We start from the raw sequence: 20,449 nt of genomic DNA, 5'->3' as shown, positions 1-20,449 counted from the left end.
ATATATAGAGCATGGAACAGGCTCGATAGCTAAGTCAATTTCGTACCGTTAGGTACGATTACCTTAGAAGCCCCCACCTCTAAGCGAAGCGTAGGTGGAGGGTAGTTCACGCATATAGGCACGTACCGTTGCGCAATGCCGGGTGCAAGTATATATTGCATCATAACAACTAGACGGAGGCCTGTATGAAAAAGCTAACTGTAGGCATTCTTGCCCATCGAGTAGGCAATATATTTCCGAACTCCAAGTTTTTGAGCGACCTTGTAACGGAAGGGAGGAAGCTGGGGGCTTGCGTATACGTATTTTCTCACAAGGATGTACAAGAAGACAGCAGAACGATTCGCGGCTTCACCCCGATATCCGCAGGACGATGGGCGGGAGAACCTTGCCCGTGGCCGGATGTCGTAATCGATTTCTGCCGAAAGCTATATAAACCGTTTCGCGATATGCGCCGTCGCGAGGATTTGTTCGTTTATGCCAATCATAAATTTACTTACAAATGGAAAGCGATGAAGCTGTTTGCCGAATCCGACAAGTTAAAACGCTGGATTCCCAAGACGTTTCTGTACTCGCCACAAGCGTTAGAACAGATGATTGAGACGCATGACCTAGTCTATGTGAAGCCGGGGAATGGGACCGGCGGGCATAGCGTTCTTAAAATCAATAAAACTGGCGACGGCTACCGGCTTCAAGGACGAAAAAGGTCAGGCCGTATCGTGGCGACGCCGGTAATGACCAAACAGAGGGTCATTCGTTGGATTAACCGTTGGGTGCAAACTGAAAAAATACGATCCGGATCATTTATGGTCCAGCAAGGACTGGATTTGCAGCTTATCCCCCGTCGGCAGGTCGATGTTCGATTGCTAATTCAAAAGAACGAAATTGGAAACTGGGAAGTGACCGGCAAAGTTTTGCGCGTAGGCGCTAAGAATAGCCCTACTACGAATTTAAGCTACGGGGATGGAAAAGCGATGGTATTTCAGACTTTCATCCATTCCCGTTTCGGATTGGATAAGGCGAAAGAAATTGAGCTGGAATGCGAGGAGCTTGCTCATCGGTTGATGGAAGTTGTGGAAGAACGGTTTGGCTCTATGGTCGAGTTTGGGTTGGATGTGGGAATTGATGTCAACGGACAAGTGTGGCTGATTGAGGCCAACCCTAAACCAGGCCACAGGGCCTTCATCAAGGCGAAAGAAAGTGCCACTTACCTAAAGTCCATCAGGCGGCCAATTCAATATGCCATACATTTGGCCAATGAACATTTGGGCGAAGGAACAAACGATCCATGTTGTGAACAGGCCATCAGGGAAAACGTGATTCTCGACATGGATTGATCGCCAGCGTGATGGCGCTCGGACAAAAAAAGTACAATGAAGGCCAGGCAGAGCGCCTGGCCTTCATTGCCGGAAAAGGAGCTTTACTTTCGTTCAAAAGCAGATTCCCGGCCCCTCGATTACAGCCCGGCCTTCACAAAATCGCCTTGTACGCCGGCGATCAGAGGGGAAGGCTCGCCCGAATAAAACAGCTTCAGCTCGTGCAGAGCCCGGGTGCAGCCGACATAGAGCAGCTTTGCGTCCTGCGGCGTCTGCGCGTATTGGTCCGGATCGACGTCCACAAGCAGGACGGCATCGAACTCGAGCCCTTTGGCCATGTACACCGGAACGACGGAGACGCCGCCCTCGTACTGCTGCTGGCCCGGGACGATCAGGTTCACGCCGTCGCATCCGGCGGCGTGCAGCTGCGCGTGCAGCTCGCGGCACCGCTCTTCCGTGCGGGCGAGGATGGCCAGCGTGCCTGTGCCCTCTCGTTGCCGGTGTTCCCGCACGGCTTCGGCGAGACGCTGCGCCAGCGCCGGGCCGTCCGCTTGCGCGAGCTCGACCGGCTCGCCGCTGCGGAATACCGGCACGGCCAGCGCCGACGGCTCGGCAAGCCCGCGCTTCAGCACTTCGTTCGCGAAGTAGATGATTTCCATCGTCGAGCGGTAGCTGCGGTTCAGCGTATAGTACGCCCGGTTCTCTTCTGGGAACAGCGCCAGTAGTTCGTGCCAGTCCCGAACGCCCTGATAGGCGTGGATGCCTTGCGACAAATCGCCGAGAATCGAGAACGAACCGTTCTTCGTGTGCAGCGCCAGCAGCGCCACCTGGAATGGCGAGAAATCCTGTGCTTCGTCGATGACGGTATGATCGAAGCGCAGATCGCCGTGAATGCCTGCGAAGCGCTGGCGAATATAGAGCAGGGGGGCCAGATCCTCCGGCTGCACCAGCTTCTTCTTGGCTGCCGCGAGCGTGGATTGCCGCAGCTCCTCGGGAATGAACCGCTCATCCGCCTCGGATACGAAGGGCAAGGCGCCGGACTCCGCCGTGCGGAACAGCTCCTTATAGAAGCCGAACGGCGAATAGGCCGGCCATTGCTTGCCGTAATCGCGAAGACGGGCGGAGCCGCGCTTCTTGTAGTCCTTCTTCAGATGGACCTCCCACACCTTATCCAGCTCCATCGCCAGCCAGCGCTTGATCCGGGCCAGCACTCGCTCGCGGCGCTTCATCAGCGGCTCGTGCTTGTATTCCACCGTGTACCAGTCGCGGATGGTGCCATGCGGGAGCCTGGTGCCGTCCCACGGAACGAAATCCGTCTGCGGCACCGCCTGCAGCTCGTACGCATTCAAGAGTCCGTTGAGCCACTCCATGAAGCGGAGTGAGCCCTTAAACCGGCCGGGCGCCGTATCGTCAATCACCGGACGCGCCGTGCCGACGGCGAACCAATGCCGCAGCGCCTGTGCCGGATCGGCCAGCTTGACCTCGTGGTCCAGCAGCTCCAGCGCCCAGTCGGAGAACGTGGTTTGCTGGATATGCCCGACGCCGAGCTCCGGCAGAACGCCGGAAATATAATCGAGAAACATGCGGGAAGGGGCGAAAATGATCATTTTTTCCGCTTTGACTTGATCCCGGTATTGATAGAGCAGGTAAGCGAGCCGGTGCAGGGCCACGGTCGTTTTCCCGCTTCCGGCGACGCCTTGAATGACGAGCGCGTGGTTTTTGCCGGCCCGGATGATCGTATCCTGCTCTGCCTGGATTGTCGAGACGATATCGCGCAGCTTGTTGTCCTTGTTCTCGCCGAGCCGGTAGAGCAGGAACTCGTCCGTGACCGCCATCGCGTCCGATTCGCGGTCGAACGTATCGACCACGCGCTGCAGAATTTGCTTGCGGATGACGAGGTTGCGCTTCAAATAGACGAGCCCTTCCACAACGCCGTCAGGCGAATCGTAGCTGGCCGCCTCGGTCCCACCCGTGAACGAATAAAAAAGGCTCGCTACCGGAGCGCGCCAATCGATCACCATCAACTCGGGAGAGTCCGCCTTTTCCACGCCGGACTTGCCTATATAGAGCGGGGCCGGACCGGGCTTTCCCGTTTCGTGAAAATCCAGTCTGCCGAAGTAAGGCTCGGGCAGCCCGTGCGCCAAGCCGCGCCGCTTGTTTTCGCGGATCGACTCCAGCACCTGCTCCGTCAGGTCGTCTCCCGTATAGGGCGGTATAGCCTGAAGTGCCTCCAGATGCCTTTCCATTTCTTGTATCGTTTGCTCCAAGCGTTCTTTTTCCTCCAAGTAAGCGCTTTGCAGACCGGATTCCATGGGGTCCGTACCTCCGTTCGTATTATGAATTCCCAAAAATGGACAAGAGTAATACTATAGCACAACGGGGCTTGGCATTGCAAGCGTTTTAAACATTTCCTACCCCTTGTTCAAAGTCCCCACCGTTCGTTCCATTATATTCATGACCTGACTGCCCCATGAGAGACGACGGGGTCAAGATAGAACAACCATATTTTGGCTCCATGTTCAATGCTATTCATGATATGGAATAAAGTAACTACAAGCGACGAATACTACTCGCATTAACTTAAGATTGAGGTCAAGGAACCATGCAGCTTTTTTTTCGCAGAAATAAAAGCATGAACCGCTCGCCGGCCCCACAGCAAAACAACCAGCAGGAAGGCGGCAACAACGCATCGGGCAAAGGCAATAGCCCTTCGGACGGCGGGAAACCGTTGGATAGCGCGCTGCAGAATAATTTGGAAGCCATCCGATGCCAGTTTGGAAACAGCTCCGATCTTATTGTCAGGATGATTGATGCCGGACCGAGTGCTGCGGTTCAATGCGCATTTGTCTACATCAGAGGTCTTGTGGATTCTCAATTCGTATTCCGATTCATAGACTCGTTTCTTGCCGAGGCCGAGAAAAACGAGTTGGTCGATTCTATTCAGGCGACGACAACTATGGATTGGGTATTGCGGCATATTCCTGTCACCGTTGGGGATATCCGTGTCGGAAACCAACTCCAGACCTTATATTCTTCCTTGCTTACAGGACAAACGGTGCTTCTGATCGACGGATGCCGGGAAGCGTTGTCGGTGAACACAAGCGGAGGGGAATATCGAAGCGTTAGCGAACCTACGTCACAAACCGTCGTTCGCGGACCGCAGGAAGGATTTACCGAATCCGTTCATACGAACATCGCCATGATCCGCCGAAAAATTAAAAACTCGAACGTGAGGGTGGAGTCAAAGCAAATTGGGCGCGTGACGCAAACGGAAGTCTGCATCATGTACATTCATGGCATTGTCACTGAAGATATTCTCCGGCGCGTGCGGGACCGTCTCGCACAAATCGATATTGACGGCATCCTGGAAAGCAACTATATTGAGGAATTTATTCAGGACAGCAAATATTCCGTTTTTCCGACCGTTAACAATTCCGAGCGTCCGGATGTGATCGCCGGAGCCTTGCTTGAGGGACGTGTCGCCATCCTGATTGACGGAACGCCCTTTGTTCTGACCGTGCCGGCGGTGTTTACACAGTTTCTGCAGGCGGCAGAAGACTACTATCATCGGTCGGACTATGGGTTGATCCGCATGTTGCGATATTTGGCACTTGTCATATCCTTGCTTGCGCCCTCGCTCTATATTGCGATCACGACCTTTCATCAAGAGATGATTCCGACTACCCTGCTGATCAGCCTTGCCGGACAACGGGAAGGGATTCCTTTTCCCGCTTTGATCGAGGCGTTGATGATGGAGGTGACGTTCGAGCTTTTGCGTGAAGCAGGCATTCGCATGCCCAGAGCCGTCGGTACCGCGATATCGATTGTCGGCGCTTTGGTGCTGGGAACAGCGGCGGTTGATGCGGGACTGGTTTCTCCGGCGATGGTCATTGTCGTATCGATTACGGCGATTGCCGGGTTTATATTTCCTAGTTTCGAGCTAGGAATTTCGGTGAGGGTTCTTCGATTTGTGTTTATGGGGCTCGGTGCATCCTTCGGGATTTTCGGCATCATTGTTGGGCTCGTTGTGCTGGTACTGCACATGAGTCATTTAAGCTCCTTCGGCATCCCGTATTTGTCGCCGATGGCGCCGTTCAGGCTATCCGATCAAAAGGATGCCATCGTGCGGGTTCCGTGGTGGCAGATGTATACACGTCCCGATTCTTACCATCCCCTGAACCAGCAGCGCGTTTCGAAAGAATCCGATCCGAAGCATGCAATGCAGCACAACCAGGGAGAGCAGACTCAAAAGTAAGGGGGAGGACCGTCTTGCGGCGAATCGCTTTATGGATCCTATGCTGTCTGATTATGGTGTCGACGCTTACCGGCTGCTGGAGCCGGCGGGAGCTGAACGATATTTCCATTGTCGTCGGCATGGGCATCGATAAACAAGATGGCGAATATTTGCTGTCCGCACAAGTCGTCATTCCCGAATCGGTATCGTCGAAGCAGAGCGCAGGGGGAGGAGTCCCGACGTCCATCATGAAATCGACGGCTCCCACCATGGTCGAAGCCATACGCAAGATGCTCAAAACCTCCCCAAGATACTTTTACCTATCACATCTGCGGGTGTTAGTGATTAGCGAACAGGTGGCCCGCGAAGGGATTCAAGACATTTTCGACTTTTTTTCGAGAGACAATGAGCTCCGCGACGATTTTTACATCCTGCTTGCCAAAGGTCAGCGCGCGGAAGACATCTTGAGCGTTGTCACGAGACTTGAAAAAGCGCAGGCGACCAAGCTGTTTAAATCCCTGGAGTGGAACCGCAAGTTAACCGGGGAAACGGCAAATGTGTTTTTGGACGAACTGCTGGCCGACTTGACCAGTACGGGGAAAATGGCGGTGCTGTCGGGTGTTGAAATCATAGGGAATAAAAAGCAGGCGGAACAAATCAAGAACGTTCAAAAAAGCGCCGACTATGCGCATTTCAAGATGACTTCGATCGGCGTATTCATGGACGATAAGCTCATCGGTTGGTTGAGCGAATCCGAGAGCAGAGACTACAACTATATTACCGGGAAAATCAGAGGCGCGGTGGAAAGGATAGCCTGTCCGAAGAAAGACAGCTTGGACTTGCGCGTGAATCGGGTCCAAAGCAAACTCAAGACCAATGTCGTGAAAGGAAAGCCGCAGGGCAGGGTGGATCTTTTCATAGAGGCCGACGTTTCGGAAGTGCATTGCGTCATCGAATTGGATAAACCGGAGTCGTTATACGAGCTTGAAAAAAAGTTAGCGGAGAAGCTGCAAGCATCCTTGCGGCAGGTAGTCCGCAAAGCGCAGAAAACGTACGGCTCGGACATTTTTGGCTTTGGCAACGCGATTCATCGCGCCAATCCGAAAGCTTGGAAAAAGCTGAGCAAGAATTGGAACAAAGAGTTTGTATCGATGCCCGTTGCCATTTCCGTCCAGGCGAAGGTCAGACGGACCGGAACGCAATCCAATTCGTTTATTAACGATATCCAGAAGAAAAAGAAGAAGGAGCAATAGTCATGCTGGCGGCTGCAGGCATTCTTGCTTTCGGAGCGGTGATCGTTTGGATGGAAGTGCCCGATCTTCTGAAGAACAAAAGAAAGAAGGACTTTTGGGTATTTTCCGTCCTGTTGACTTTAGGCCTCGGGTTGGCTATCGCTAAAAGTATGCGGGCAGAAGTACCTAATCCATTGGAATGGATCGCGTACCTGTACAAGCCGCTCAGCGATTTTATCTTCGGATTGTTGGAATCATCGGATTAGCAGGTGACCAGGTATGGATGATCGAATTAGCGCAAGACAATTTTTGGTGCTTGTCATTTTTTTTACGATTGGAAGCTCCATCTTGTTCGTACCTTCAGTCACCGCTACCTACGCCAAACAAGACGCATGGATCTCCATCGTCACCGGTATCGGATTAAACCTTCTCCTTGTGTATCTGTATATCGCCGTTGCGGATCGTTATCCGGGTCTAAGCCTGGTGGAATTGAGCCAAAAGCTGCTCGGCAAGTGGTTCGGCGCGGCAGTGGCGGTCTTTTTGATTATCAATGCGTTTGTGATCGGAGCCGTATCGTTAGTCGACTTCGCAGGAACGTTCGTAAGCAGGCAGATCATGCCCGATACCCCTGTATTTGCGGCCAATATTCTTTACGTGCTGCCGGCCGTCATCGGTTTGCGGCTGGGATTGAGGACGATAGCCCGTGCCGCGGAAGCGATGTTTCCGCTAATCACGGCGTTGTTTATCATCATGATCTTAACTGTGGCGCCCAATATCAATCCGGAACATTTACAGCCTGTGTTCGAAGCGGGATTCAAAGCGCTCGCCAAGGCCAACATATCGTATTTTGCATTTTCTGCCTTTCCCACGGTCTTTCTCTTAATGATCTATCCTTCTTGCGTGAAGGAAGGTAAAAAAGCCTCGAAAGCTTTCCTGCTCGGGATCTTTATCGCAGGACTGTTTTTGCTGATCATCACCACGGTATGCATAGCCGTACTTGGGGCGGAAGGAACGGCTCGTCAAGCATATTCCAGCTATACGCTGGCTAAGAAAATCAATATCGCCGATTTTTTTACGCGGATCGAAGTGCTTATGGCGACATTTTGGCTTATCGCGCTCTATTTCAAGCTGGTCGTTTATTTTTACGCGGGGATGAAAGGGTTGGCGCAATTGTTTAACATGCAAAATTATCGCGCTCTGGTGCTGCCATTGGGAGTTATTTCCGTTGCGCTCTCCCGCATTTTATATCCAAGCGCCGCTTACCGGCACGAATGGGATGCGAAGATATGGCCTTTGTATGTTGGAACCTCAGGAGTGATCATCCCCTTGCTGCTGCTTGGGACAGACGCCGTCAAAAAAAGATTGCGAAAACGTTGATTCCACAAGGAGGGAGTCTGATGGACAACACCAAAAAAATAACCGTCCGGCAACTTCTGTTGCTCGTCATTCTTTTTTCGATCGGCAGCTCCATTTTGTTCATCCCGTCCGGTGCAGCAACCTATGCCAAACAAGGGGCTTGGCTCCCCATCGTAGTCGGTATGGCGCTGGGAGTGCCGGTCATCCTGTTGTTCTTGAACTTGGCTCGCCGCTACCCTGAAATGACATTTGTCGAAATCAGCAACCGGCTGCTTGGAAAATGGCTGGGCACAGCCTTTTCGCTCTATTGGATTTTAACCTCTTTTCTCGCCGGATCGACAACACTGGTTTATTACATAGGCAATTTTATCACGACGCAAATCATGACCGAGACGCCGGAATATACGATTAATATTATGTTTATCGGGATCATCGTCATAGGTTTTCTGCTTGGGTTGACTACGTTTGCCCGTGCTGTGGAGGTGTTGTTTCCGGTCGTTATCGTGCTTTTTTTCGTTCTTATCCTCTCCGTATCCCCCAAAATACAAGTCGAGCATTTCCTGCCCGTCATCGATTTCGGAATCAAGCCGTTCATTAAGGCCGTCCTGTTGCAAGTCAATTATACCTCGATTACGCTTGTCTTTTTTTTAATGATTTACCCCTCTGCCGTCCAGGGAGGGATTAAAGCTTCGAAGGCGCTGCTTGTTGGTAACCTGATCGGAGGCTTGCTGCTGCTGATTATTACTGCGGTATCCGTCGGCGTGCTGGGGGCCGAGACGACAGCGCGGCAATTTTATCCCAGCTACGCGCTTGCCAAACGAATTAATATTGCCAATTTTATTACGCGAGTCGAAGTTATCGTAGCTACATTTTGGATCATCGGGCTTTACTATAAAACGGCGATCTATTTTTACGCTATGCTGAAGGGGACTGCGCAGTTGTTTAAATTGCACTCCGAGCGTATTCTTGTACTGCCTCTGGGGCTGATCTTGACGGTCCTTTCTCTGGTCGGTTTTCCTAATTCCGCCTATCAAATACAATGGGACGAACGAACGGGAGGGGTATATGTTCCGACGGCTGGGCTGATCTTTCCGCTGGTGCTGATCGCCGTCGATACGTTCCGCAAAAAGAAGAAGCCGTGACGGCAGGTCACGGCTTATATATTCGCTATAACATGACGGCAGCTAAGCCGTTTATTCCGGCGCCTTGCGGCACGGACCGATAAGGGCGCGGGTTCCCCGGGAGTAGTGGAGCAGGGCAGGAGTCCCCAGCTCCAATCCGAATTCGCGTGTCAATGCACGGCAACTGAAATCCACTTCGGCCGTTTGCAGCTCCCATGGCGCGTGAACGACCTCTCCCCGGTATAGTCCGCCACTGCGGCCGCATCGGCAATAGTAGATATAACGCTCCATAAGCCAGTGCTCAATCGTTCCTCGCCGGGCGGCGAACGGGGCGGAGACGGGGCGGTATGTGGCGCGAAAGGCTTCTTCCGGCAGGGAGGCGGAACGTCGGCGGCTATCAAACGCAATGGTCCGGCCCTCCGCGCGGAAGCGCATCTTCGCTTGATGGTACGGAAGCCGGTACCACTGCTTCGCAATAGGAACGAGCAGAGGGTGGGATGCGTCCATGGACAAAAAAAAGATGGCGGATTCCCCGCCCGACCGGACATACGTACGGACGTTAATCTCCGGAAACGAGCGCATCCAGGGCAGGGTAGGCATATATTTCAACCGTATTCCGCCAATGCGGAAGGGAAGGATGCCGATCCACGCCTGTCCATCCCAAGTGTCGATATCCAGCGCCTCAGGCACGAAGGAACGAATCGCTTCGACGGGAACGGGCCAGTGGGCGAATAGGAAATGCTCCCAAGTCTGCTTCATCGTCCATCGGAAAGCGGGCATCTGCGTATTCAACTCGACCCCTCCCTTTTGCAGCTCGTCGTCATCTATGCGGATTCGTTACCGGCTTCTCCCACGGATCATAGGCCAATTTTACCTTGGTCACATGACTGGTCCATGCATCGAGGGCCACCATATCGTCGGAGTTGACTTCCCGCAAAGCGCGTTTGCCGAGCGCGCTGATCGCCAGCTTCATCTCATCCGTGCAAGAGTTTAAAAAGTTTTCCAAATAAATAGCTGCCTCTTCTTCGTTAAACTTTTCCTGCATCATTCCGGTGTAGTAAGTAAGCTGTGTCGGAGGCTCCCAAGGGACGGTTTTCATTACTTGATCGTGCGTCATGGCCCATAGCAAAGAGGTGCCCATATAAACTCCACTAGCTCCTAAAGCAATGGCTTTAAGGCATTCGCCAGGCTGCGAATACGCGCCTCCGGTCAGAAGGCTGATCGAGTCCTTGACGCCTCGTTGGCGAAGATAGCGGACCGCGCGCGACAAGGCGTAAATCGTCGGCAGCCCGAAGTCGTCCTCCAGAATCGGCGCGCCGCCTTTCGTCCCCGCTTGCCCCCCGTCGAGACTGATAAAGTCGACGCCGGCTTGAATGGCGATTTCCAGATCATGCTCCAGAACGGCGCTGGCGCATATTTTTACGCCAATCGGTACACCTCCGGTCAGCTGTCGGAGCCGCTCAACCACTTGCTTGAGACCCTGCGGGCTCGAAATATCTTTATGGCGGCTCGGAATGACGGTGATGTCCTCGTTCTGCACCTGCATGATCTCACTGGCTCTTCCTTCCAGATCGGCGGCTTGCAGAACACTTGCCGTTCCCGCCAGCGCTCCTTGACCGAAGCGGATTTCAATCGCGTCGGCTTGCTTTAGTATTTCGGGCGATTTAGACCAATGACCCGAATTGTATTGAATAATCAAGTGTTTGGCATTCTGCCGTTCCTCCGGTAAAAATCCTCCTTCACCGGTATTTGTGCTTGTCCCGGCTTTGGCCGTTCCTTTGGCGATGGCGATTTTGACCTTTTCGCTTAAGCCTACGCCATAGCCCATCCCGGCAGCGAGTATGGGAATGCGAAGCACCAGCGGCTTTTGCGCTTTGGGCCCAATGACGGTTGTCATGTCGATATCGACGTCCTGTTCCGTGGGAAGCGTAGACAATTGCGCGGGAGAGAACACGAGTCCCTCAAAATGAAGAAATTTGCGCGGGCTTCCGAACGGACGTTCGATCACAGCGCCGGAAGCGGCGCGAAGGCTGTTCTCCACGACGGTAATGGGGCTGATTCGAGTCATTGCCGTTACCATTTCCCAGATGTTGGACTCGTAGGGATTGGACATTATTCGTTTCGTAAAGCGACCGACAATCCACTTGATGATACCTCTTGAGCACAATAAAGCGAGCAGGCCGGCAAGAGCGACGGCCGCAAGCGACCCGACAAACGAGCCGAACATAAACCAAGCCCATTTCGCTGACATGAGAAAGACCTCTTCCGATTCGAATCGTTAAAAAGAAAATCGTAACGCTAGTGTGTGCATGGAAGAGGTGTAATATACCAAATAAGGAATTTTTTCTCCACGGGGCGAGCGGTTCGAACTAAGGGCTATAAAGTGGATTCATGAGATGAATTCGCCCTTTATTTGGAAATATAGTATACTTTTATGTATGCTAAGTCCAAGATGGGTAATCTTAAGATGTACTTAGGTCAAGGAGGGTGCTAACGATGGAATTCCGAACCGAAAAAGACACCATGGGCGAAATTCAAGTGCCTGCGGACAAATTATGGGGCGCTCAAACCCAGCGGAGCAAGGAGAATTTCAAGATCGGCACAGAGCGGATGCCGCTGGAAATCGTCCGGGCGTTCGCGCTGCTGAAGAAGGGGGCGGCGGCAGCCAACCTGAAGCTGGGTAAGCTGGAGCCGGAAAAGGCGGAGGCGATCGCTCAAGCGGCCGATGAAGTCAGCGGCGGACAATGGGACGACCATTTTCCGCTTGTCGTATGGCAGACCGGCAGCGGGACGCAGTCGAACATGAACGCGAACGAAGTCATCGCCAGAAGGGCGTCACAGCTGCTCGAAGCGAAAGGAAACGGGCTGCGGATTCACCCGAACGACGACGTGAACCGCTCGCAAAGCTCGAACGATACGTTCCCGACCGCGATGCATATCGCCGGTGTGTTGGCGGTGCAGGAGCGGCTGCTTCCCGCGTTGAACCGACTCAAGGAAACGCTAGGAAATAAAGCCAAGGAATTTGAGGATATCGTCAAAATCGGACGTACGCATCTGCAGGATGCGACGCCGCTGACGCTCGGGCAGGAAATCAGCGGCTGGTGGGCCATGCTGGAGAAGACAGGGCGGATGATCCGCGAAAGTCTGGAGCCGATGCGGGAGCTGGCGATCGGCGGCACGGCCGTCGGAACGGGATTGAACGCCCATCCGAAATTCGGCGAGGCGGTGGCCGGGGAAATTTCCCGTTACACGGGAGAAACCTTCGTCTCGGCCGAGAACAAATTTCATGGGCTGACCAGCCACGATCAAATCGTATACAGCCATGGCGCGATCAAAGCGCTTGCCGCCGATCTGATGAAGATCGCCAACGATGTCCGGTGGCTGGCAAGCGGACCGCGCTGCGGCATCGGCGAGCTGCGCATTCCGGAGAACGAGCCGGGCAGCTCGATTATGCCGGGTAAGGTGAACCCGACCCAGAGCGAAGCGATGACGATGGTCGCCTGCCAGGTGATGGGCAACGATGCGGTGATCGGCTTTGCCGCCAGCCAAGGGAATTTTGAATTGAACGTGTTCAAGCCGGTCATTATTCACAACTATTTGCAGTCCGTTCGTCTGCTTGCGGACGCGATGGATTCGTTCAATGAGCATTGCGCTGTCGGCATCGAGCCGAACCTTGAGGTTATTCAGCGGTACTTGGACGAATCGCTGATGCTGGTTACGGCGCTGAACCCGCATATCGGCTACGAGAAAGCGGCAGCAATCGCCAAATCGGCGCACAAGGAAGGGTGGACACTCAAGGAAGCGGCGATCCGGAGCGGCTACCTGACGGAGGAGCAATTCGTATCGACCGTGTGTCCGGAAGAAATGATTCATCCGAAAGAATAGACGGCGAAGAGACAGCCTGCGAGGGCTGTCTTTTTCGTGATGTTCATCGCGACGAAGTTCTCTTGCGGGGCTTGCGGATTACTTTTTCAAGCCTGCAGATTGAATGGGGCTCAGTTGGGTCATGCGCGTGAACATCAGGGCCATTTCCCACGGCGTATGATCGCGGCCTTGTTCAAGCCAATGTTGAACGATGCCCAGATGCGCGGAGATTAAATAGGCCATCAAATAATCCCACGGAACCGGCACGCGGTCTTCGCTGTGGTGAAATTCGTTGAACTTGTCCAATAAATGAACTTGCATGAACTCTTTGAACTTCGAGGAAAAGGCCGGGTCCCCCTTCGGCCCCAGCATCACGCTGAAAAAGCGGGCATGCTCGCCGAAATATTCAAACAGCCGGACAGAGAACGGAAAGGGGGTATCCTGGGACTCGTGCAAGACCAAGTCCAGCGGATCGAACGTTTGGGCGATCTCTCGGAGCCCCTGCATCATCTCTTCGGTGATTCGGTCCAGAAGATCGAATTTATCGGTATAGTGCAAATAAAAGGTGCCCCGGTTCAGCCCCGCTTTTGACGTGATATCCTTCACTGTGATTCGTTCGAAGCCTTGTTCCTCCATCAGCTCAAGCAGCGCCTCCCGCAGCATGTGCATCGTCCGGACAATTCTAGGATCGTTCGCATTCTCGGTCACTACCTTCAGTCCTTTCGCTTCAATAGAGTTGTGTAAAAATTGTCAAATTTAGGATGTTTTTTGATTGTTTAGTAGACATTTTCCGCCGGACTGTTCATGGTATCGTCTCCAGTTAACACTATAATAGACAGTATGATTATTAATCAACACAAAGTTCATTTTAGGAGGCGTAGTTATGGAAAAGTCCGCGATTACCGATTTTGGTCAAGTCCGCGAGCTTAGAACCCCGGAAGAGCGTTTTAACCCGTTCCGATGGTACCGTAAAATGAGAGAGGAGTCCCCTGTCCGTTGGGATGAGGAGCGACGCACGTGGGATGTTTTCAGTTACGAGGAAGTGAAGACGGTTTTGGATCGGAAGGAGATCTTTTCGTCCCGTGTTTTTCGCGACGGGAAGTCGCTTTTCGAGAACGGTCTCCTCAATCTCGATCCGCCGAAGCATACGCAGATGCGCGACATTGTAAATAAAGCTTTTACTCCAAAGGCGCTTAAGGAGTGGGAGCCGCGGATTCAGGCGATTACCAGCGAATTGTTGGATGCTGTCGGCGGGGAACGGGAAATCGATCTGGTTGAGCAATTATCTTACCCGCTTCCGGTTTTGGTGATTGCCGCGATGCTTGGAGTTCCTGCGAAAGACAAGCGCAAATTTAAAGACTGGTCCGATCAGGCCGTAGCCGGACCGGCAAACAACAGCGAAGAAGCGAAAAACGAGCAGCTCCGGAAGCAGCAGCAGGTGGTCGGAGAGCTGTATGCCTATTTCAAGGAAATCATCGAGCTGAAAAAACAAGAGCCTGCAGACGACATCATTTCTGTCCTGCTGCAAGCCAGCGTGAACGGAGAGAGCCTGACGGAAGAGGAAATCGTCGGATTTTGCATCTTGCTGCTCGTTGCCGGAAACGAAACGACGACCAATTTGATTACCAATGCGATTTACACGTTCCTGGAATATCCCGAGGTGTATCGTCAAATCAAAAATCAGCCGGACGAATTGCTGCCTGCGGCGATTGAAGAAGTGCTGCGTTTCCGTTCGCCTGTACAAGCTTCATTTCGTATCGTGCAAGAGGACATCGTCTTGGGAGGAAAGAAGCTGTGCGCACAGGAATACGTCATCGTCTGGATGGGGGCGGCCAATCGCGACGAAAAGCAGTTTCAGGATGCGGAGCAGTTCGTTGTGCCGCGCAAGCCGAACCCGCACATGGCCTTTGGCCGGGGCATCCATTTTTGTCTCGGGGCGCCGCTGGCCCGCATGGAAGCGGAGATCGCCTTAAAAGAATGGGTCCGGCGGTATCCTGATTTCAAGTTAAGCGCGGGCTTTACGTTAAAGCCGCTTGAAAGCTCGTTCGCGTATGGGATTAAAGAGCTGCTGCTTACCGTTTAAGGCAGCTTAAATGCAAGTTCGAGACCAAACGCAGCAGTAGGTCGGTCAAGTCAACCGGCCTGCTGTTTTTTTGCACGTTTTACCAAGGAACGGGTCGACGGGAAGGGGGTTATGGTATAATATGATGAAGCACGTTTTCGAAATACGGCTTGTACATGCCGGTGCCATACGCTACAAGTTCCATCAGCATAGGAGAGGAAAGTTGACGGATGAAGACGCTTGTTATCGCCGAAAAGCCGGATATGGGGCGCAATATTGCGGCAGCCATCGAGCCGAAGGCGAAAAATCAACGCACGCATATTGAAGGCGAGCGGTATATTATCACTTGGGCCATCGGGCACCTGCTCGGCCTCGCCGAACCGGATGCATACGACGATAAATACAAAAAATGGAATTTCAACGATTTGCCGATCATTCCGGAGCGGTTCAAGCTCGTACCCAATCCGAAGACGAAGGACCAGCTCAAGGTTATCGGCGAGCTGGCAAAACGGAGCGGGCAGCTTATTAACGCTTGCGACGCCGGGCGGGAGGGGCAGCATATTTTTTCCCTCATCCAGCGGCACCTGAAGCTTTCCCAGCCGGTCAAGCGGCTGTGGATCTCCGACCTGACGCCGGAGACGATTCGCAAAGGCTTCGCCGAGCTGCGCGAAGGCGCGGAATTCGAGCCGCTGACGAGGGCGGCCCGGGCGCGGAGCGAGGCGGATTGGCTGATCGGGATGAACGGCTCGCGCGCGTTTACGACGAAGCACCGCGAGCTGCTGTCCGTCGGGCGGGTGCAGACGCCGGTGCTGGCGCTTCTGTACGACCGGCAGAAGGAGATCGAGGCGTTTACGTCGAGCAAGTACTTCGAAGTCGAAGCATGGTTCACGCAAGGGGAGACGAAGTACCGCGGGCTGTGGCAGGGGGACAAGCTGACCGACGGAGAGAAAGCGGCGGCGCTCGCGGCCAAAGTCAAAGGGAAGACCGGCCGGATCGAGAGCTACGACGTGAAGGATACGAAGGAGTACCCATTCAAGCTCTACGATCTGACTTTGCTGCAGCGCGAAGCGAATGCGAAGTTCGGGTTTTCCGCCAAAAAGACGCTTGATCTCGCCCAAGCGCTCTATGAGAAGCATAAGGCGATCAGCTACCCGCGGACGAACTCCAACTATGTGACCGAACAGAACATTCCCGAGATGCACCGGGCACTCGACCAGCTCGGCAAGACGGGCTACGCGCCTCTTGTCCAGCAGGCGGACAAAAAGCTGGTGCACAAAAACAATAAAGCGGTCTGCAATCCGGCCAGGGTGGAAGATCACCATGCGATTTTGCCGACGCACAAAATGCCAAGCGGGCTCGCGCCCGACGAACAAAAGCTGTACGACTTGATCGTACGGCGGTTTTTGTCGCATTTTTATCCCGCGGCGATGTACAAGCTCCATACGATCGTGACGTTGGCCGAGGGCGAACGGTTCAAGAGCACGGTGAAGCAGCTGCTGTCCCTGGGCTGGAAGGTCATCTATGCCGATCAGAAAAAGGAAAAAGAAAAGCCGTCCCAGGGCAAAAGCAAAGCCGAGCGAGAGCAGGACGAGGGTGCCGTCGCCGAGGAGGAAACGGACGCTCCGTTCACGCTGAATGCGGCGCAGGCGGTGCTGTGCAAGGACAGCGCGGCGAAGGAGAAGGAGACCCAGCCGCCGAAGGCGTACACCGAAGGCACGCTGCTGAAGGCGATGGAAAGCGCGGGAAAGCAGATCGAGGACGAGGAGCTGCGCGACGCGATGAAGGATTCCGGGCTCGGAACGCCGGCGACACGCGCGTCCGTCATCGAGCGGCTGAAGCAGGTCGGCTACGTGGTTATGCAGGGCAAGCGCATCGCGATCACGCCGAAGGGCCGTACGGCGGTCGAGCTGATCCGCGGCGCGGGCGTCGAGCTGCTGACGTCGCCGGAGATGACCGGGCAGTGGGAGCGGCGGCTGAACGAGATCGCGCGCGGCTTGGCGTCGGACGAGACGTTCATGAAGAACGTTGAGCGTTTTGCCGCCCTGATCGTCGAGAAGGTGCGGGGACAGAAGCCCGCGGCGAAGCAGGCGTTCGAAGGCGCTGCGCCTTCGAACGCCCCGCGCCAGCGGCGCAAAAGCGGCGCGGCGGCCAAGGACGCGCCGGAGGGCCCCGCCCGCGCGTCCGGCTCCGCGCGGGGCAAGCGCAGCGCGCGCGCAGCCGCGGCTGTGGACGAGCCGCCTGCGGCGGAAGCCGCGCGCCCCGCGAACGCGCGGCGCGCACGGTCCGCCCCGGGCGGCGAAGACGCCGCAGCGCCGATGGCGGCGCTGGGCGCGTGCCCGCGCGCAGGCTGCCGCGGCAGCATCATCCGCGGCAAGCGCGGCTACGGCTGCAGCGCGTATAAGACCGGCTGTACCTTCGTGATCTGGAAGGACAGCTTCGGAGCTTCGCTGACGGATGCCGCCATCGCGTATTTGCTGAAGCACGGGCGCACCGCGCTGATGAGGCTGGTCGACGAGCAGGGACGGTCGGTCGAAGGGCGGCTTGTGCTGCAGGACCCGAACACGGGACAGCTGAGGCTGGAGCCGGTGTCCTCTTAAAAGTCTGGCGGGCGGCAAGCCTTCATCGGTCAGGCTCCCGGGCAAGTCATTTTATTGTGGGGTGAATTGAGCGCCTATGAAAGAAATTCCCATTCCGAATGTCCGCGCGAACCAAGCCGGAATTGTCCTGCTGGTTGCGCTTGCGGTAGCGCTGCGCCAACCGGCGCTGATCGCCGCCTTGTGGGCGATTCAAATGCTTGGCTTGTGGCAGGGCATTCGCGCCAATCTGATCGTGCAGCTCGCCGCCCCGCTGCTCCGCAGCCGTGTGGCGGGCGCGCCTACCGAATCGCGGGAGCTGCTGCGGTTCAACAACGCGATAACCGTCGTGCTCCTTACCTTGTCGCTGCTTGCGTTCTGGATGAATCCGGGCGGCTGGTACGGATACGTCCTCGCAAGCATCGTGGCGCTTGCCGCGCTCGCGGCTCTATGCGGCTTTTGCCTCGGCTGCTTTCTGTATTACCGGTTCAAGCGCCTCCGCAAATAACAGGCTCCGAAGCGCAGCCGGGCGAAGAGATTATAAAAAAAGCTTTCACCGCAGAGTCTGCGTGAAAGCTTTTTTGCCGTTAGGCCTTACCAGGGCAGCACGTAGAAATAGACGGAGCAAAAGTGACAGATGCTTCCTCCCAGCACGAACACGTGCCAAACGGTGTGGGCGTAAGGGAGTTTACGCCATAAATAAAAGACCGTGCCGACCGTGTACAGCAGGCCTCCGGCGACCAGCCAGCCGATTCCGGCTGCGGGAAGCTGCTCCTGCAGCGGACGGAACGCGAACATGACCATCCAGCCCATCGCGATATAGAACAGCGTGGAGAGGACGTTAAACCGCTTGACGAAAAACAGCTTGAACACAATGCCCAGCAGCGCGAGTCCCCACACGACGCCGAACAAGCTCCAACCCAAAGGGCCGCGAATCGTGACGAGCAAGAACGGGGTATAAGTGCCTGCGATGAGAACATAGATGGCCGAGTGGTCCATAATTTCGAACAGATCGATCCAGCGCGCTTGGCGGGCGCTATGCAGCAAGGTGGAGCAGACGTACAGCAGAATGAGCGAGACGCCGAATACGGTGAAGCTGACGATATGCCAGACCGTGCCGTTCTGCAGCGAATGGAGCAGCAGCAGAACGAGAGCCGCGACGCTGAGCGCGGCGCCGATGCCGTGGCTGATGGCGTTGGCCCGCTCTTCTTTCCAAGACGACAAAGTCAACTTGCGTTCATCTCCTGTCGGTTGATGGATTTCTTCCATTATAACCCATGACCGGAGAAATGACCAACTCTTAGTACCAGCCCGTAACCCGTACCGGAAAACCTCTGGGCGATTCGTTCCCTCGTTCGTTGGAAATAAGCAGCAGCCCGGGAGTATCGCGGATTCCTTCCGCGAACAGCTCGAACGACACGCGGGGAAAATCCGCTTGCAAGACAACGACGTTGCCGTCTGCTTGAATGACGCGGATCGCAAGCTCCTGCGGCTGTCCGCTGACGACGCAGCGGTAATGCGAAGGCTCTGCGGCGGATTCGGCATCCACGCGCTTGTTGAATTCCAGCACGACGAGCTGGCGGTCCGGACGATGGACCTGCAGCACCCGCGGCGGTTCCCGGTACATCGGAAGGCTGATGGAATACTCGTAGGCCGTCCAGAACCGGTAACCGAGCTCGCCCGCCGATTTGGCGAACTCCCGAATCCAGGTCCGGCTGCGTCGCATCCGGGCCAGTGAGCCGATATCCGCCTGGATGCCCAGCGGAATGCCCGGATGAACGGCCCGGATGCTCTCCGCGAAGGGCCGGTAATGTCTTATGTAATCGGATGGCAGATGCATCCGCATCCAGTCGGGCCAATGGGTCTGGAGAATGTGGGCGTCCGGGCGGACCGTCCGGATCATTTCAACCGCATCCACGCCTTGGTACTCGCGAAGCGCTCCGACAGGATCTTGACCGGCGTCCACCGCAAGGGACCACGTCGCGATTTTGATATCGGGTCGCGTTTCGCGGACCCCGCCTGCTCCGTTGATCAGCTCGTTCAGAAACCCGTTCACCGCCTGTACCCGAAACTCGATCCACAGCAAGTAACGGCCGCGGTCCTTTTTGTAGTACAGCGGCGAGGAGGAGTAACGAAATTCCGGCATGTCGCTGCCGCTGAACTGCTTGAACGCCGCCCGGGCATACGGGCCGACATCGCCGTACACGCCGCTCGACAGTCCGTTCCATTCGGGAAAATACGGCTCGGCCACCTCGAAGCCGGTGAACGGGTGCGTGCGGACGAGATGGGCGACCGCCGCTTTTTTCCATGTCACATAGCGGTGGCTGAAAGGGGATAGCCGGGTAAACCCGTCGTTGACCGGCTTCAGCAGCGTCATTTGCCACTCCGGCCAATCCGCAGGCAAATTCTCGGTCGTGAACGTCCCGTTGCCGATCACCATCGCCCAGACGTCCATGCCACGCTCGCGAAGCGCCGCTACGAGTCTGCCGTTTACCCTGGTTTCATCCGTCACAAAATAGCGTACGGTACGGAATCCGGCCAATTCCAGCTCGGAAGCGACGCTTTCAGGGGAACGGTCGAGATAATAAGCAAAGGTCGGGTCGATTTGAATCGTAGGCCGACTCGGGGCTCGGACAGACATGCGTATCCCTCGCTTTCCTTCATAAACGGTAACCGTTTATTCGATTGCTTTTA

General features: G+C 55.0%; 16 protein-coding genes. 10 read left to right on the top strand and 6 right to left on the bottom strand.

From position 1 onward, the window contains the following. The first annotated feature begins 185 nt into the window (after positions 1-185). Entirely contained in the window at positions 186-1,334 is a 1,149-nt protein-coding gene (locus BLO51_RS16460; protein WP_090673627.1) for a YheC/YheD family endospore coat-associated protein, read from the top strand. 119 nt (positions 1,335-1,453) lie between these two features. Here the strand turns inward: BLO51_RS16460 and BLO51_RS16455 are convergent, their stop codons facing one another. Further along, entirely contained in the window at positions 1,454-3,625 is a 2,172-nt protein-coding gene (locus BLO51_RS16455) for a HelD family protein (protein WP_090673625.1), read from the bottom strand. Positions 3,626-3,945: 320 nt separating this feature from the next. Between BLO51_RS16455 and BLO51_RS16450 the strand changes: the two genes are divergently transcribed. Genes BLO51_RS16450 through BLO51_RS16430 form a run of 5 tightly spaced genes read left to right on the top strand, consistent with a single transcriptional unit; the run spans position 3,946 to position 9,277 of the window. Beyond that, a complete protein-coding gene (locus BLO51_RS16450) occupies positions 3,946-5,568 on the top strand; it encodes a spore germination protein (protein WP_245719693.1) in 1,623 nt (540 codons plus the stop codon). Between the two features lie 14 nt (positions 5,569-5,582). After that, positions 5,583-6,800: a Ger(x)C family spore germination protein gene (locus BLO51_RS16445; protein ID WP_090673622.1), complete on the top strand. Its 1,218-nt coding sequence runs from the start codon at positions 5,583-5,585 to the stop codon at positions 6,798-6,800. Between the two features lie 2 nt (positions 6,801-6,802). Then, positions 6,803-7,045 (top strand): hypothetical protein, encoded by a 243-nt coding sequence (locus tag BLO51_RS16440; RefSeq protein ID WP_090673621.1) that lies wholly within the window; start codon positions 6,803-6,805, stop codon positions 7,043-7,045. Positions 7,046-7,058: 13 nt separating this feature from the next. After that, a complete protein-coding gene (locus tag BLO51_RS16435; protein ID WP_090673619.1) occupies positions 7,059-8,156 on the top strand; it encodes a GerAB/ArcD/ProY family transporter in 1,098 nt (365 codons plus the stop codon). Between the two features lie 20 nt (positions 8,157-8,176). Continuing rightward, positions 8,177-9,277, top strand: coding sequence for a GerAB/ArcD/ProY family transporter (locus BLO51_RS16430; RefSeq protein ID WP_090673617.1), 1,101 nt, complete (start codon positions 8,177-8,179; stop codon positions 9,275-9,277). Positions 9,278-9,328: 51 nt separating this feature from the next. Here the strand turns inward: BLO51_RS16430 and BLO51_RS16425 are convergent, their stop codons facing one another. Beyond that, complete coding sequence (locus BLO51_RS16425; protein WP_245719692.1) at positions 9,329-10,048, bottom strand: YqjF family protein; 720 nt, start codon at positions 10,046-10,048, stop codon at positions 9,329-9,331. Between the two features lie 28 nt (positions 10,049-10,076). Next, positions 10,077-11,507 carry an FMN-binding glutamate synthase family protein gene (locus BLO51_RS16420; RefSeq protein WP_090673616.1) on the bottom strand — a complete coding sequence of 477 codons (1,431 nt, stop codon included), beginning with the start codon at positions 11,505-11,507 and terminating at the stop codon, positions 10,077-10,079. 245 nt (positions 11,508-11,752) lie between these two features. On the opposite strand from BLO51_RS16420, the gene fumC reads away from it, so the two are divergent. Continuing rightward, on the top strand, positions 11,753-13,141 hold the full coding sequence (fumC, locus tag BLO51_RS16415) for a class II fumarate hydratase (protein ID WP_090673614.1): 1,389 nt from the start codon (positions 11,753-11,755) through the stop codon (positions 13,139-13,141). Positions 13,142-13,219: 78 nt separating this feature from the next. Here fumC and BLO51_RS16410 read toward each other — a convergent pair whose 3' ends face one another. After that, a complete protein-coding gene (locus tag BLO51_RS16410; RefSeq protein ID WP_090673612.1) occupies positions 13,220-13,828 on the bottom strand; it encodes a TetR/AcrR family transcriptional regulator in 609 nt (202 codons plus the stop codon). Between the two features lie 175 nt (positions 13,829-14,003). On the opposite strand from BLO51_RS16410, the gene BLO51_RS16405 reads away from it, so the two are divergent. The 3 genes from BLO51_RS16405 to BLO51_RS16395 all read left to right on the top strand — a co-directional run bounded on the left by BLO51_RS16405 (position 14,004) and on the right by BLO51_RS16395 (position 18,263). Next, on the top strand, positions 14,004-15,203 hold the full coding sequence (locus tag BLO51_RS16405; protein ID WP_090673611.1) for a cytochrome P450: 1,200 nt from the start codon (positions 14,004-14,006) through the stop codon (positions 15,201-15,203). 209 nt (positions 15,204-15,412) lie between these two features. Beyond that, positions 15,413-17,779, top strand: coding sequence for a type IA DNA topoisomerase (locus tag BLO51_RS16400; RefSeq protein WP_090673609.1), 2,367 nt, complete (start codon positions 15,413-15,415; stop codon positions 17,777-17,779). Between the two features lie 76 nt (positions 17,780-17,855). Continuing rightward, a complete protein-coding gene (locus BLO51_RS16395; protein ID WP_090673607.1) occupies positions 17,856-18,263 on the top strand; it encodes a DUF4395 family protein in 408 nt (135 codons plus the stop codon). A gap of 86 nt (positions 18,264-18,349) precedes the next feature. On the opposite strand, the gene trhA is transcribed toward BLO51_RS16395, so the two are convergent. Together trhA and BLO51_RS16385 are read right to left on the bottom strand one after the other, a co-directional pair. Continuing rightward, positions 18,350-19,024: a PAQR family membrane homeostasis protein TrhA gene (gene trhA / locus BLO51_RS16390; RefSeq protein ID WP_090673606.1), complete on the bottom strand. Its 675-nt coding sequence runs from the start codon at positions 19,022-19,024 to the stop codon at positions 18,350-18,352. A 31-nt stretch (positions 19,025-19,055) separates the two neighbouring features. Beyond that, the gene (locus tag BLO51_RS16385; protein WP_090673604.1) at positions 19,056-20,396 is read right to left on the bottom strand and encodes an N-acyl-D-glucosamine 2-epimerase; all 1,341 of its coding nucleotides are present in this window, start codon (positions 20,394-20,396) and stop codon (positions 19,056-19,058) included. Positions 20,397-20,449 lie beyond the last annotated feature (53 nt).

Origin of the sequence: Paenibacillus tianmuensis, from assembly GCF_900100345.1 — a bacterium.
GTDB lineage: Bacteria > Bacillota > Bacilli > Paenibacillales > NBRC-103111 > Paenibacillus_G > Paenibacillus_G tianmuensis.
This window is presented reverse-complemented; position numbering and strand designations above follow the sequence as displayed.

Bases quoted from the DNA above. Each gene is read 5' to 3' on its own strand.
- BLO51_RS16460 (WP_090673627.1), top strand. From the start codon at position 186: ATGAAAAAGCTAACTGTAGGCATTCTTGCCCATCGAGTAGGCAATATA.
- BLO51_RS16455 (WP_090673625.1), bottom strand. From the start codon at position 3,625: ATGGAATCCGGTCTGCAAAGCGCTTACTTGGAGGAAAAAGAACGCTTG.
- BLO51_RS16450 (WP_245719693.1), top strand. From the start codon at position 3,946: ATGAACCGCTCGCCGGCCCCACAGCAAAACAACCAGCAGGAAGGCGGC.
- BLO51_RS16440 (WP_090673621.1), top strand. From the start codon at position 6,803: ATGCTGGCGGCTGCAGGCATTCTTGCTTTCGGAGCGGTGATCGTTTGG.
- BLO51_RS16435 (WP_090673619.1), top strand. From the start codon at position 7,059: ATGGATGATCGAATTAGCGCAAGACAATTTTTGGTGCTTGTCATTTTT.
- BLO51_RS16430 (WP_090673617.1), top strand. From the start codon at position 8,177: ATGGACAACACCAAAAAAATAACCGTCCGGCAACTTCTGTTGCTCGTC.
- BLO51_RS16420 (WP_090673616.1), bottom strand. From the start codon at position 11,507: ATGTCAGCGAAATGGGCTTGGTTTATGTTCGGCTCGTTTGTCGGGTCG.
- fumC (WP_090673614.1), top strand. From the start codon at position 11,753: ATGGAATTCCGAACCGAAAAAGACACCATGGGCGAAATTCAAGTGCCT.
- BLO51_RS16405 (WP_090673611.1), top strand. From the start codon at position 14,004: ATGGAAAAGTCCGCGATTACCGATTTTGGTCAAGTCCGCGAGCTTAGA.
- BLO51_RS16400 (WP_090673609.1), top strand. From the start codon at position 15,413: ATGAAGACGCTTGTTATCGCCGAAAAGCCGGATATGGGGCGCAATATT.
- BLO51_RS16395 (WP_090673607.1), top strand. From the start codon at position 17,856: ATGAAAGAAATTCCCATTCCGAATGTCCGCGCGAACCAAGCCGGAATT.
- trhA (WP_090673606.1), bottom strand. From the start codon at position 19,024: ATGGAAGAAATCCATCAACCGACAGGAGATGAACGCAAGTTGACTTTG.
- BLO51_RS16385 (WP_090673604.1), bottom strand. From the start codon at position 20,396: ATGTCTGTCCGAGCCCCGAGTCGGCCTACGATTCAAATCGACCCGACC.